The organism is Xanthobacter sp. DMC12, from assembly GCF_056314105.1.
Window position 1 is genome coordinate 285,208 of the sequence record NZ_JBQUYZ010000005.1, and the last position, 12,191, is coordinate 297,398.

The 12,191-nt window shown below is 69.3% G+C and carries 15 protein-coding genes; all 15 read right to left on the reverse strand.

All coding sequences use genetic code 11. The annotated features are described in order from the left end of the window. Positions 1–201: 201 nt before the first annotated feature. The 15 genes from ACT535_RS19135 to flaF all read right to left on the reverse strand — a co-directional run bounded on the left by ACT535_RS19135 (position 202) and on the right by flaF (position 12,179). Positions 202–1,047 carry a CheR family methyltransferase gene (locus ACT535_RS19135; protein ID WP_168457446.1) on the reverse strand — a complete coding sequence of 282 codons (846 nt, stop codon included), beginning with the start codon at positions 1,045–1,047 and terminating at the stop codon, positions 202–204. After that, complete coding sequence (locus tag ACT535_RS19140) at positions 1,044–2,189, reverse strand: protein-glutamate methylesterase/protein-glutamine glutaminase (RefSeq protein WP_210254323.1); 1,146 nt, start codon at positions 2,187–2,189, stop codon at positions 1,044–1,046. Before ACT535_RS19140 ends, ACT535_RS19135 begins: the two co-directional genes overlap by 4 nt. Continuing rightward, the gene (locus ACT535_RS19145; RefSeq protein WP_168457445.1) at positions 2,189–2,566 is read right to left on the reverse strand and encodes a response regulator; all 378 of its coding nucleotides are present in this window, start codon (positions 2,564–2,566) and stop codon (positions 2,189–2,191) included. The genes ACT535_RS19140 and ACT535_RS19145 overlap by 1 nt, the downstream gene beginning before the upstream one ends. Next, a complete protein-coding gene (locus tag ACT535_RS19150; RefSeq protein WP_168457444.1) occupies positions 2,567–3,079 on the reverse strand; it encodes a chemotaxis protein CheW in 513 nt (170 codons plus the stop codon). Then, positions 3,076–5,733, reverse strand: coding sequence for a hybrid sensor histidine kinase/response regulator (locus ACT535_RS19155; RefSeq protein WP_476365647.1), 2,658 nt, complete (start codon positions 5,731–5,733; stop codon positions 3,076–3,078). Before ACT535_RS19155 ends, ACT535_RS19150 begins: the two co-directional genes overlap by 4 nt. Positions 5,734–5,817: 84 nt before the next feature. Continuing rightward, entirely contained in the window at positions 5,818–6,366 is a 549-nt protein-coding gene (locus ACT535_RS19160; RefSeq protein ID WP_168457442.1) for a hypothetical protein, read from the reverse strand. Further along, a complete protein-coding gene (locus ACT535_RS19165; protein WP_168457441.1) occupies positions 6,363–6,749 on the reverse strand; it encodes a hypothetical protein in 387 nt (128 codons plus the stop codon). Before ACT535_RS19165 ends, ACT535_RS19160 begins: the two co-directional genes overlap by 4 nt. Further along, positions 6,746–7,330 (reverse strand): rod-binding protein, encoded by a 585-nt coding sequence (locus ACT535_RS19170; RefSeq protein ID WP_476365648.1) that lies wholly within the window; start codon positions 7,328–7,330, stop codon positions 6,746–6,748. Before ACT535_RS19170 ends, ACT535_RS19165 begins: the two co-directional genes overlap by 4 nt. Before the next feature lie 50 nt (positions 7,331–7,380). Continuing rightward, entirely contained in the window at positions 7,381–7,782 is a 402-nt protein-coding gene (locus ACT535_RS19175) for a hypothetical protein (RefSeq protein ID WP_476365649.1), read from the reverse strand. Between the two features lie 2 nt (positions 7,783–7,784). Beyond that, on the reverse strand, positions 7,785–8,555 hold the full coding sequence (gene fliR, locus ACT535_RS19180; RefSeq protein WP_476365650.1) for a flagellar biosynthetic protein FliR: 771 nt from the start codon (positions 8,553–8,555) through the stop codon (positions 7,785–7,787). Continuing rightward, a complete protein-coding gene (gene flhA, locus ACT535_RS19185) occupies positions 8,552–10,633 on the reverse strand; it encodes a flagellar biosynthesis protein FlhA (RefSeq protein ID WP_168457437.1) in 2,082 nt (693 codons plus the stop codon). The genes fliR and flhA overlap by 4 nt, the downstream gene beginning before the upstream one ends. Positions 10,634–10,660: 27 nt before the next feature. Beyond that, positions 10,661–10,927 (reverse strand): flagellar biosynthesis protein FliQ, encoded by a 267-nt coding sequence (gene fliQ, locus ACT535_RS19190; RefSeq protein ID WP_168457436.1) that lies wholly within the window; start codon positions 10,925–10,927, stop codon positions 10,661–10,663. Between the two features lie 2 nt (positions 10,928–10,929). Then, the gene (gene flgD / locus ACT535_RS19195; protein WP_476365651.1) at positions 10,930–11,337 is read right to left on the reverse strand and encodes a flagellar hook assembly protein FlgD; all 408 of its coding nucleotides are present in this window, start codon (positions 11,335–11,337) and stop codon (positions 10,930–10,932) included. 84 nt (positions 11,338–11,421) lie between these two features. Further along, positions 11,422–11,835 carry a flagellar biosynthesis repressor FlbT gene (gene flbT / locus ACT535_RS19200; protein WP_210254322.1) on the reverse strand — a complete coding sequence of 138 codons (414 nt, stop codon included), beginning with the start codon at positions 11,833–11,835 and terminating at the stop codon, positions 11,422–11,424. Continuing rightward, positions 11,832–12,179, reverse strand: coding sequence for a flagellar biosynthesis regulator FlaF (gene flaF / locus ACT535_RS19205; protein WP_168457434.1), 348 nt, complete (start codon positions 12,177–12,179; stop codon positions 11,832–11,834). The genes flbT and flaF overlap by 4 nt, the downstream gene beginning before the upstream one ends. Positions 12,180–12,191: the final 12 nt, after the last annotated feature.

Here is a 12,191-nt window from a genome sequence, read left to right on the forward strand (position 1 = left end):
AACGGGTTTGGAAGCGATTTGATTGCCAGATCGGAATGACCCCGCAATCATTTCCGCCCGGAACGCCAAAGCCGGCGGCGGATGCGCGATCCGCGGCGCCGGCTCTGGATTTTTCGGCCCGTCTTGCTCCGGATTCGCTTCCGATCCGGAATGATCCGCCGCCGCCCTTCGCAAGCTCCGGGCGGCGGAGCCTCTTCCCCGCTACCGTCGCGCGGCCACGATGGTCGCCGGCGCGCGGGAGTGGACGTAGGTGCCGCGATGGTCCGGCAGGGGCCGGAAGGCATCGCAGATGCCGATGGCCGTCTCCGCCCCGCCGAGCTGGAGGAAACCGTCGGGCGCGAGCTGGCGCGACATGCGCAGCAGGATGTCGGCCTTGGTGGGCACGTCGAAATAGATCAGCACGTTGCGGCACATGATGAGATCGAACGTGCCGAGCCCGGTGAACGGGTCGAGCAGGTTGAACTTGCGATACTCGACCACCGACTTCAGCTGCGGGATGACCTCCCACCAGTCGCCCGACTTCACGAAATACTTGAGCAGCTGCTGCACCGAGAGGCCGCGCTGCACCTCGAACTGGTTGTAGCGGCCGGCGCGGGCCCGCTCCAGCACCTCGCTGGAAATGTCCGTGCCGAGGATCTGCACCCGCCGGCCGCCGGTCAGCTCGGGGCGTTCCGCCAGCAGCATGGCGATGGAATAGGGCTCCTGCCCCGTCGAGGCGGCGGCGCACCAGATGCGCAGCGTGTGCGTCTTCAGCCGCGACCCGCACAGCGCCGGCAGCAGCGAGCGCGCCATGTCCTCGAACGGTACCTTGTCCCGGAAGAACAGGGATTCGTTCGTGGTCATCGCTTCCACCACCGCCTCGGCGATGATGGGCGCCTCGTTGCTCTTCAGGATCTCCGCCAGCCGCGCGAAGTCGGGCACGGCGTAGCGGTTGAGGAGCGGGATGAGGCGGCTTTCGAGCAGGTAGTGCTTGTCGTCGGTGAGGATCAGTCCTGATCTTTCTCTCAGGAACCGGGCGAAGAAGTCGTAGTCCGCGGGGCGGATCATCCGCGCCTCCTCGCAAGCATGGCGATGACCTTCGGCCCGATGGCCTGGAGGGGGAGCACCTCGCTGGCGTTCCCCGCGCTGGCGGTGGCGCCGGGCATGCCCCACACCACGCTCGTCTCCTCGTCCTGCACGATGACGCTGCCGCCGGCATCGGCGATGGTGCCCGCGCCGCGGGCGCCGTCGCTGCCCATGCCGGTGAGCACCAGCGCGAGCGCGTTGCGGCGGTAGATCTGCGCCACGGCGTCGAACATGGGGTCCACCGCCGGCTTGCAGAAATTCACCGCCGGCCCGTCGGACAGGCGGATGAGAGTGCGCGGCCCGTCGCGCTCCAGCAGCATGTGCTTGCCGCCGGGGGCGATGTAGATGCGCCCGGCCCGCAGCGCCTCGCCCTCCTGCCCCTCCGCCGCCTGCCGGCCCGCGGCACGGGTGACGTGCTCGGCGAGGAGGGCGGTGAAGGTCGGCGGCATGTGCTGGGTGATGACCACCGGGATGCGCTCGATATACGGCCCGAGCACGGCGAACAGGCGGGTGAGCGCCTGCGGGCCGCCGGTGGAACTGCCCACGGCGATGAGCGAGACGTCGGACGCGGAATAGGGTCGCAACCTGATGGGTCCCCTTGGCTGGCTCGGCACCGCCGTCGCCTGCGGCTGGGCGGTCGGCGGCGACGCGATGGGGGCGCGGCCGGACTGGCGCAGCACCTTCAGGCCGAGGCTGCGCACCTTCTCCATCAGCTCGCGCTTGAAGTCGTCGGTGGCAAAGGTGCCCTTGGTGGCGTCTGGCTTCGGCAGATAGTCGGCGGCGCCCAGGGTGAGCGCCTTGAGGCTGACCTCCGCGCCCCGGCGGGAGAGGGCCGAGGCGACGATGACGGTGGTGTTGCGCCGCTGCTTGAGGATCAGCGGCAGGGCGGTGAGGCCATCCATCTCCGGCATCTCGAGGTCGAGGATGACCACGTCGGGCTGAACCCGCTCGAGGTCGCCCAGCGCCGCCTTGCCGTTGGAATAGGTGCCCACGAGCTCGAAGGCGGGATCTTCCGACAGCCAGCGCGCGACGATGCCGCGCACGAACACGCTGTCGTCCACCACCATCACGCGGATGGCCGAGCCGAGCGTCGGCGCCTCCGGGGGGGAAAGGGATTGCGGCATCAGTCCACCCTGTCCAGGAGGCCGACGGCCTCGAGCTTCTCACGCAGGATTTCGGAATCGAACGGCTTCATGATGTATTCGTCCGCGCCCAGCGAGACGGCACGGGCGATATGCTCCATGTCGTTCTTGGCGGTGCAGAAGATCACCTTCGGCCCGCGCCCGGCCTCGGTGGAGCGCAACTGCTCCAGCACGGCGAGGCCGTCCGTCACTGGCATGGACCAGTCGAGCAGGATGGCGTCGGGCATGGCCCGGGCGCACATCTCAAGCGCCGGGGCGCCGTCTGCCGCCTCCTCCACGCAGAAGCCGAGATCTTCGAGGATGCCGCGGGCAACCTTGCGGACGACGCTGGAGTCGTCCACCACGAGACAGGTCTTCATTCAAAGCTCCGCGCGTTTGCCGGCATCCTGGCGCGCGACGGCCGAGCCGGCCCGCTCCAGCACCAGGTCCACGTTGAGGATCAGCATCAGATCGCCGGAGAGGCGATGGACGCCGGCGGCCACCTGCGCCCAGCGCGGGTCAAGGTTGGCCGGGTTGGCTTCGCGGCGGGCGGCATCGAGGGAGAGCACCTCGCCCACGTCGTCGATGATGAGGCCGAAGGCCTCGCCGTGGTGCTCGATGCCCACCGCCATGGGCGCGCCCTCCGCGTCGGGCAGGGACAACAGGCGGCGCATGGCCACCATGGTGACGATGCGGCCGCGCAGGTTCAGCACGCCGGCGATCTCGCCCGGGGCCAGCGGCACGCGGGTGATGGCCTCGGGCACGAACACCTCGTGGACGAGCGCGATGGGCAGGCCGAACAGCTGCGGCCCGATGCGCACGGTGACGTACTGGACGACATCGTGCGTCGCGGCCTCCGCCGCGTCCTGGATGAGGGGCGAATGGGCGTTCATGCGGCAATTCCCTGTCGGCTGGCGAATTCCTTCAGCGCGGCGATGAGGCCGGGGCGATCGAACTTGGCAACGCAGTCGGTGAAACCCACGGCGCGGCCCCGCTCGAGGGAGTCCCGGTCCTGCGCGGTGGCGAGGGCGATGATCGGCACCGCCCGGATGCGCGGGTCGCCGCGCACGGCGGCGGCGAGGGCGAAGCCGTCCATGTCCGGCAGGTCCACGTCGCTGACGATGGCATCGAAGCCGGCTTCCTCGCCGAGCCGCGCCAGCGCCTCGCCGGCGGAGGCGCAGGCGGTGACCTCGTAGCCGTTGCCGTTGAGCATGGGCGCCAGAAGGTCGCGGTGGAACGGGCTCTCGTCCACCAGCAGCAGCCGCGGCCGCTCGGCCGGGCGCACCAGATGGCGGAAGCGCTCGCCGAACGCCACCTGGACGTAGAAGGCGACATCGAGGATTTCCGTCGCCTGCCCCGACAGCACCGCCGCGCCGAGCACCTCCGGCATGTTGGAGGGCGACAGCTCCATGTCGAGCTCGGCCTCCACGATGTCGACGATCTCGTCCACCACCAGGCCCATGACGCGCCCGCCATCGGCGAACACCAGCATGGGCTGGGTGCCCGCGGCCACGCGCTGCACCTCCTCGTTGGCGTAGAGCACGGGGATCAGCGCGCCGCGATACTGCAGCACCGGGTAGCCGTTGACGCGCTCGATGCGCGCCACGTCCAGCTCCTCGATGCGGGTGACGAGGCCGAGCGGCACCGCCTTGAGATCGCGCGAGCCGGCGCGGAACAGCAGCAGCGACGAGCGCTTCTGGCCGGCGCGCGCCTGGCGGCCGGCGCCGTGCCGGCTGACGTCCTCGGCGGCACCGCCGCGCGCCGCCGCATGCTGGGCGAGGCCGGACGGATCGAGGATCATGATGACCCGCCCGTCACCAAGGATGGTGCTGCCGGAGACCATGGGCAGCTGGCGCAGCGCCGAGGCCATGGGCTTCACAACGATCTCCTCGGTATGGGAGACCGCCTCCACCACCACCCCGAAGGTCTGGTGGCCCACCTTCATCACCACGATGAGCGCGCGCTCCCACAGGGCTTCCTCGCGGCCATCGCTCTCCGGCGCGAGGCCGAGCAGGCCGCCGAGGCTGACGATGGGCAGGAGGCGATCGCGCAGGCCGAGCACCGGCGAGTTGTTGAGCCAGGTGATCTCGTGGTCCGAGCCCGCCTGCACCCGCACCAGCTCCTCCACCGCGCTCTGCGGCAGGGCGAAGCGCTCGCCGGCGGCGCGCACGATGAGGGCCGGCACGATGGCCAGCGTCAGCGGGATCTTGATGACGAAGGTGGAGCCCTCGCCCGGCCGCGAGCGGACGTCCACCGTGCCGCCGATGGATTCAAGGTTCGAGCGCACCACATCCATGCCGACGCCGCGGCCGGACACGCTCGTCACCTTCTGCGCGGTGGAGAAGCCGGCGTGGAAGATGAAGCGGAACACCTGCGCGTCCGGCATCTTGGCCAGCTCCGCCTCGGTGGCGAGGCCGTTCTCCAGCGCCTTCTGCTTGATGCGCGCGATGTCGAGGCCGCGGCCATCGTCGGAGATCTCGACGATGACGTGCCCGCCCTCGTGATAGGCGGAGAGGCGGATGAGGCCGCGCTCGGGCTTGCCCGCGGCGCGGCGCTGCTCGGGCATCTCCAGGCCGTGGTCGGCGGAGTTGCGCACCATGTGGGTGAGCGGGTCCTTGATCTGGTCCAGCACCTGCCGGTCCAGCTCGGTTTCGGCGCCCACCTGCTCCAGCTCGATCTGCTTGCCCAGCTCCTGGGCGAGGTCGCGCACGATGCGCGGCAGCTTCTGCCAGGCATTGCCGATGGGCTGCATGCGCGTGCGCATGACCGCTTCCTGCAATTCGCCGGTCACGTTGGAGAGGCGCTGCAGGGAAACCTTGTATTCCGGCTCGTCGTGGCGGCGGGCGATTTCCATCAGCTGGTTGCGGGTCAGCACCAGCTCGGAAACCATGGTCATCAGCTGCTCCAGCACCCCCACGCTGACGCGGATGGACTGGGCGGCGACGCCATGGGCCTCGCCGGCATGAGCGGCCTCGGCCTCGGCCTTCGGCGCGGGCTTCTGCGCGACCGGCGCGGCGGCCGGCGGCGCGGCCGGCAGCGGCGTCACCGGGTCCACCTTGGTCTCGCGGAAGATGCGATCCAGCTCGTCCAGCGGCAGCTCGCCGGGCAGGAGCACCCGTTCCGGCGGGGCGGCGGGCGCGGGCGGAGGCGGAGGCGGGGCGGCGACGGCCGTGTCCTCCGCCATGGCTTCGAGCAGCGAGATGAGGTCGCGGTCCTCGCCCTCGGGCTCGGCCCCCTCGCTCTCCTCCACATGCTGGAGCAGCAGCTTGATGCGGTCGATGGTGGAGAGCACCAGCCCCACCGCATCGGTGGTCACGGGACGGCCCTCGCGGAAGCGGTCCATCAGCGTCTCGGCCGCATGGGCGAGGGCTGCGAGGCGTGGCAGGCCGATGAAGCCGCAGGTGCCCTTGATGGTATGCACCAGGCGGAAAATATTGTTGAGAATCTGCGCGTTGTTGGGGTCCTGCTCGAACTTCACAAGCTCGACGTCGGCGACGTCGAGGCTCTCGCTGGTCTCGGTCAGGAACTCGCGCAAGAGATCATCCATGATCCTGGCTCCGGGGCGATGCGGCGGGGCCGCGGCTGATGTGAAGGAAGGGGCGCGGGGCGCGAGGGGTGAAGGCGGGCATGCTCAGTGCCCGCCCTTGGCCGGCTTGGCATCGCCCTCGCCGTGGCCGCCGGACTTGCCGGCCGGCTTCTCGCCGGACGCGCTTGCGACATTGACGCCGACGCCGGAGCGCATGTCCGTCTTGTCGATATAGTTGAGGGAATCCACGAGCACCTCGCGGATGACCTCGCCCTTGAGATAGGTATTCGTGCTCGTCTTGATGCGGCCGAGCATCTCGGGAAGATTGTACTTGGTGATCTTGCCGCTCTCGATGCGCCCGTTCACATAGATCTCGCTGAAGGCGGCATTCACCGCGAACACGGTGGGCTCCATGGGCAGCTTGCGCAGTTCGGCCGCGTCGGCGGTGATGACCAGCTTCGCCAGCACATAGCCCTGGAGCTTGCCATCCACGATCATCGGCACGGTGACGGCCGGCAGGCGGCGATATTCGACGCCGGCGAGATAGGGCTCCTCGCTCTTGCGCGGGGCGCCCGCCGCATACCAGGCGGCGGCATAGCTGGAGCCGAGCCCCACGAGGCACGCCCACACGCCGATGATGACGAAGCGGATCATGCCCCCGCCCCCGTTCGCGCGGCGTGCGCGGAGTAGGTGCCGTCCGATTCCGCCTCGGCGAGCGCCCGATCGAGGATGGCGCCCACCTCGCGCGCGGCGGCGATGCGCAGCGCGATGACATACTGGTTGCGGTCGAGCTTCGCCTTCAGCCGCGCCAGCCGCCCGGCGGTTGCCGCGTCGAGCCGGTCCGGCAGGCCGCGGGCGACGCGGCTGAGTTCCAGCAGCGCGCGGCTCTTGCGCCGGTTGATCTCCACCAGATCGAGCGCGCCACGTTCCTCGAACGCCGCATTCTCCACATCGATGGTCTCTTCCAGCCGGTCGAGCGCGCTGATGAGGGCGGTCACCGCCGGGGGCCGGACGGGCGCGTCGAGATCGAAGGTCATGCCGCGCCTCCCTTCGCCCGCGCGAAGACGGCCGAGGACGAGCCGAGGCGCGCGGCAAGGCCGATGCCGCCGGCGCGGGCCGCCTCTTCGCCCACCTTCTGCGTCAGCAGCGATTTCCAGGTCTCGCCGGCGGTGCCGGAGCCGAACATGGAGGATTTCGAGGTGGCGCCCTTGGCGGGCATCATGGTGTCGAGGAACTGGGAGAGCACCATGGCCTCGAACTTCTGGAGCGAGGCCGCCCCTGGGGTTCCAGCCAGCGGCGCGGCGCCTGCGGCCCCGCCCGCATGGTGCGGCCCGAGGGCATGGGCATTCTTCAGCCCGGTGAGGCTGGCGCCGGAAAAGGCCACGCCGGGCGGGATCAACGCCGCCGCGGCGGCCGCCGCATCCTTGTCTCCGCGCGCGGCCAGCTTTTCAGTGCGCGCGGTAGCCTTCGCCTCGGCCACCGTATCCAGCTCGGTGCGAAAGGCGCCGTCCGGCGCCGGCCGGAGCGCCTGCAGCTTGCCCATCACCTGCCGTGCGCGGGCGGCATCGGCGGCCTGCATCACGTCGAAGACGAGGTCGGTCTGCGGGGAGATGCCCATGGCGCGGCTTCCATCGAGAAACGTTCGGCCGTCACCCTGACCCGCCATGCTTATGCGAGGCTTGCACGCCCGCCGGAGATGAGGCTTGCCTCGGCGATCTCATCGGTTGCCGCGCGCTCGGCCTCGGCGCGGGCGAGGCGAGCCGTGGCCTCCGCATGGCGTTCGGCGCGCTTCAGGGTCAGGCTCTCCGCCAATACGCGCGCGGCGGCGGCGGCCTCCTCGGCGTGGGCCTGCTGGCGGGCAAGCGCGACGCGCTCCAGCCGGCGCGCCACGTTCTCCAGCATCAGCGGCGCGAAATGCCCGTCATCGAGGGCAGCGAGAAGGTCCGCGGTCTCGCCATCGAGCCGGGCGCCTTCCCGCACCGCCTCCGCATGGCGCGCCTCGGCGGCGCGTTTCAGCTGGCACTGGACGGCGACGAGGCGCTCGGCCTTCCTGTGGCGCTCCTTCTCCACGCTCAGCCCGCCTTCAGCCATTGCGAGAAGGCGACGAGGAAGGCCGAGAGCAGCGGCTCCACGCTGACATAGAGCAGAAGCAGCCCGCCCGCCGTGACGAAGGGCGTCGCGATGAAATAGACCGGGATCTGCGGTGTGAATTTGTTGATGAGCCCCACCGCGAAATTCACCATCACCGAATAGAGGATGAACGGCCCGCAGAGCCGCACCGCCACCAGGAACACCGCCGACATCTGGTCCACGAGATCGACCAGAGCCGGCCGCACGGCGAGGAGATTGCCCGGCGGCACGCGGGCGAAGCTGTCCACGAGGCCCTTCACCAGCTCCAGATGCAGGTCCGCGACGAAGATGAGGGCGGTGGCGGCGAAGACGATGAGGGTGGCGAGGATCGGCAATTGCTCGTCCTCCTCCACCGACACGCCGGGCATGGGCGAGACGCCCACCGCCTGGGCGATGAAGCTGGTGGCGAACTGCAGCCCCGTCACATAGAGCCGCGCCAGAAGACCGATGAGGAGGCCGGTGAGAAGCTCGCCGGCGATCATGAAGATGAAATCCCCATTCCCCGCCGCGCGTACCTGCGGCGCCACCTGGTCCAGCACCAGCGGCAGGAAGGCGAAGGACAGGGCCAGCGCCAGGAACACCTTGACGCGCATGGGAATATGCCGGCCACCGATGCCGGGCATCAGCATCAGCGCGCCGCCCACCCGGCAGAAGACGAGGAAGGCGGCGAGCACCGCCTCGCGGGCGAGGAGGCTGATGATGCCCCCGGTCAAGAGATGGCGCCCAGCGCCTTGATCTCCACCCCGCGCGCGATCTCCACATGGGAGAGCACGGGCAGCGAGGGGAACATGCGCTCCACGATCATCCGCACATAGGGCCGCGCGTCCGGTGCGGTGACGAGCACGAAGGGCGCCCCCGCCTTCATGCGCTCGCGCACGGCGGTGGCCGCCTCGGTGCCGAACTGCTCCACGAGGCGCGGGTCGATGTCGAACTCGATCACCTCGCCCTTGGCGTCGCGCTTGAGGCTCTGGTGGAAGGCGAGATCCCAGCGGCTGCCGAGGCGCAGCACGTTCAGCACCCCGCCCTCGGCGAGATCGCCGCAGATCTGCTGCGCCATGCGCATGCGCACATGCTCCGCCACCTGCTCGGAGCGACGGGCGTGCGGCACGATCTCCGCCACCGCCTCAAGGATGAGATGCAGGTTGCGGATGGAGACGCGCTCCGCCAGCAAAAGCTTCAGCACCGCCTGAAGGCCGGAATAGGAAATCTGCGCCGGGCAGATGTCTTCCACGAGGCGCTTGTATTCGGGATCGAGCCGGTCGATCAGCGCCCGCATGTTCTTGTAGGAAAGAAGTTGCGGCAGGTTGTTGGCGATGGCCTCGGAGAGGTGGGTGAGGATGACCGTGAGGTTGTCCACCGGCGCGAAGCCCTCGCGCTTCACCTCGGTGGCGTAGGCCTCCGGAATCCACATGGCCTTCATGCCGAAGGCGGGCTCGCGCGCTTCGTCGCCGGGCACGTCCGGCGGCGGCCCGTCGCCCACCACGACGAGCAGTTCGCCGATGCGCATCTCCTGCGCCGCCAGCACCGTGCCGTGCATCTTGATCTGGTAGCCCTTGGCGGGCGCGGCGAGGCTCTCCGTCATGCGGATTTCCGGCACCACGAAGCCGTAGCGCAAGGCGAACTTGCGCCGCATCTTGCCGAGGCGGTTGCCCAGCTCGGAGGGGGTGCGCAGCACCTGCGTCGCCAGCTGCTTGCCGACGCACACCTCGATCTCGGCGGTCTTCAGCTGCTCCTTGACCGACTCCCGCGCCTCGCGGTCCGCCAGCTGCTTCGCCTCCGCGTCGCGCGCGTCGGCCTCCGCCTTCTTCTTGGCGAGCTGGCGCGGCACCGACCAGCCGACGAAAGCCATCATGCCACCGATGAGGGCGAAGGGCAGGAACGGCAGGCCGGGCACCAGCGCGAGGGCGAAGAGGAGGCCCGCGGCCACGAACAGCGCGCGGGGATAGGCGCCGAGCTGGCCCAGCACCGCCTTTTCCGCCCGCCCCCGCGTGCCGCCCTTGGAGACGAGGAGGCCGGCGGAGAGGGAGACGATGAGGGCCGGGATCTGCGAGACGAGGCCATCGCCCACGGACAGGCGGGTGAAGATGTCGGCGGCGTCGCCGATGGGCATCTTGTGCCGCGTGACGCCGATGATGATGCCGCCGAAGATGTTCACCGCGATGGTGATGAGGCTCGCCACCGCCTCGCCGCGCACGAATTTGGAGGCGCCGTCCATGGAGCCGAAGAAGGCGCTCTCTTCCTCCAGCTCGGCGCGGCGGCGCTGCGCCTCCTTGTCGTCGATGAGGCCGGCATTGAGATCGGCGTCGATGGCCATCTGCTTGCCGGGGATGGCATCGAGCGTGAAGCGCGCGCCCACTTCCGCGATGCGGGTCGCGCCCTTGGTGATGACGAGGAAGTTCACCGTCACCAGGATGAGGAACACCACGATGCCGATGACGAAATCGCCGCTCATGACGAGCTGCGAGAAGCCGTGGATGATGTGCCCCGCCGCGCTCACCCCGTCCGAGCCGTGGGCCAGGATGAGGCGCGTCGTCGCCACCCCGAGGCCGAGGCGCAGCAGCGTCGCGATGAGGAGGACGGTGGGAAAGGCGGAGAATTCCAGCGGCTTGTCGATCCACAGCGCCACCATCAGGATCAGCACCGAGAGCGCGATGGAGAGCGCGAGGCCGATGTCGATGAGCGCCGGCGGAATGGGCAGGAACAGGATGGCGAGGATCGCCACCATGCCCATGGCGAAGCCGATGTCGCGGCGCGAGCCCTGCGCGGCCTCGCGCACCGTGATGTCCGACATGGATCAGGCCCCCCCGGATGGATCGGCTCAGAAGCCGCTGGCGATGCGGCCGTAGATTTCCTCGGTGAAGGCCATGATCTGGGCGCCCATGAAGGAGCCCGTGATGGCCGCCACCACCAGCACCGCGACGATCTTCGGTACGAAGGTGAGCGTCACTTCCTGGATCTGCGTCAGCGCCTGGAACAGGGCGACGAGGATGCCGATGAGCATGGCCGCGCCCACCGCCGGGCCGGCGGCGACGAGAATGGTCCAGATGGCCGAATGGACGATGCCGAGCGCATCCGCCTCGTTCATCTTCAGCTCACCGTGACGCCGGGGCCGATGAGCAGGCTCTTGCCGTTGGAGAGCTGCGCCAGCGGGCCGTCGCTGGTGATCTCCACGGAGGAGACCTTGCCGCTGATGCTGCCGTCGGCGGAGGTCACGGTGTGGCCCAGCGCTAGGTTCGCGGTCTGCAACGCGCTGGCGGCAAGCAGGGACTCGAGCTTGGAATTGCTCGCCACCTGCTGCTCCACCTGCGAGAAGGAGGCGAGCTGGGACATGTAGGCGGTGGAATCCATGGGCTGGGTCGGGTCCTGGTTCTGCAGCTGCGCCACCAGGAGCTGGAGGAAGGCGTTGTAGTCGATGCTGTTCGCCTTGCCGGCCGAGGCCGTCTTGCTGGTTGCGGCGGCGGCGGCCGCCGGCGCGACGCTCTGGACCTGGGTCATGCTGCTGTCTCCTTCTCGCCAGCCCCTTCTCGCCCGCGAGGATTGCGCGAGGCCTTCCTTGCGCAGCGGGCCCGCAGGCGGCCTTCAGGCGGCCTTCGGCGGCACGGCGAAGCGGAGGATCTCCTCCTCCTGCGGGAACATGCCCCGCAGCGCCTTCAGCGCCTCGTACGCCCGGCCCTCCCCGACGAAACGCCCCACCTCGTCCAGGTTCAGGAGGAGCGCGGGATTGGAAAAGGTGGTCATCAGCGCGGCCAGCTGGCGAAAGAACAGGCGGCGGGCGGCATCGGCATTGGCCGGGTCCACCAGCAGCGACTGGGCCACGAAATAGAGCTGGCGCAGCGGCGTGGTGGTCTCCTCCGGCTGCATCACGTGGCTCTCCAGCAGGAAGGTCGCGTCGTTGAGCAGTTCCAGCGTCACCTTGCGGTCAACCTGGAACACCGCGCCGTTGAGGAACAGCTTCTCGCCGGCCTTGAGGGAGATGTGCATGGACTTCGTCATTTCAGGCCATCCCGGATCGCAGTATTGACGTCGATGAGCATGGGAATGTCGCCGCCGGTGCCGGAGATCAGGCGGTCGCATTCCTGGATCACCCACAGGCCGAGGGAGGCGAGCGTCCCGCGCAGCTCGCGCGGCAGCTCGTTGTTGGCGTCGGCGAGATCGCTGATGAAGAAGCCCCAGAGCTTCTGCAGATAGGCGACCGCTGCCAGCACCTCGGACGAGCCGGGCTCGGCCTTGGCCGCGAGGGCGAGCAGATCCACCGCCTGGTCGAGGGCGAGGCGTTCACGCTCGCGGTTGAGCGTCGCGGACTCGTCAAGTATTTCCGCGTAGGAAAATCGGTACATCACGCACCCTCA

What these genes read in the sequence shown, in the direction of transcription:
- ACT535_RS19135 (WP_168457446.1), bottom strand. Translation starts at nt 1,047, where the DNA reads ATGATCCGCCCCGCGGACTACGACTTCTTCGCCCGGTTCCTGAGAGAA.
- ACT535_RS19140 (WP_210254323.1), bottom strand. Translation starts at nt 2,189, where the DNA reads ATGCCGCAATCCCTTTCCCCCCCGGAGGCGCCGACGCTCGGCTCGGCC.
- ACT535_RS19145 (WP_168457445.1), bottom strand. Translation starts at nt 2,566, where the DNA reads ATGAAGACCTGTCTCGTGGTGGACGACTCCAGCGTCGTCCGCAAGGTT.
- ACT535_RS19150 (WP_168457444.1), bottom strand. Translation starts at nt 3,079, where the DNA reads ATGAACGCCCATTCGCCCCTCATCCAGGACGCGGCGGAGGCCGCGACG.
- ACT535_RS19155 (WP_476365647.1), bottom strand. Translation starts at nt 5,733, where the DNA reads ATGGATGATCTCTTGCGCGAGTTCCTGACCGAGACCAGCGAGAGCCTC.
- ACT535_RS19160 (WP_168457442.1), bottom strand. Translation starts at nt 6,366, where the DNA reads ATGATCCGCTTCGTCATCATCGGCGTGTGGGCGTGCCTCGTGGGGCTC.
- ACT535_RS19165 (WP_168457441.1), bottom strand. Translation starts at nt 6,749, where the DNA reads ATGACCTTCGATCTCGACGCGCCCGTCCGGCCCCCGGCGGTGACCGCC.
- ACT535_RS19170 (WP_476365648.1), bottom strand. Translation starts at nt 7,330, where the DNA reads ATGGGCATCTCCCCGCAGACCGACCTCGTCTTCGACGTGATGCAGGCC.
- flhA (WP_168457437.1), bottom strand. Translation starts at nt 10,633, where the DNA reads ATGTCGGACATCACGGTGCGCGAGGCCGCGCAGGGCTCGCGCCGCGAC.
- fliQ (WP_168457436.1), bottom strand. Translation starts at nt 10,927, where the DNA reads ATGAACGAGGCGGATGCGCTCGGCATCGTCCATTCGGCCATCTGGACC.
- flgD (WP_476365651.1), bottom strand. Translation starts at nt 11,337, where the DNA reads ATGACCCAGGTCCAGAGCGTCGCGCCGGCGGCCGCCGCCGCCGCAACC.
- flbT (WP_210254322.1), bottom strand. Translation starts at nt 11,835, where the DNA reads ATGACGAAGTCCATGCACATCTCCCTCAAGGCCGGCGAGAAGCTGTTC.
- flaF (WP_168457434.1), bottom strand. Translation starts at nt 12,179, where the DNA reads ATGTACCGATTTTCCTACGCGGAAATACTTGACGAGTCCGCGACGCTC.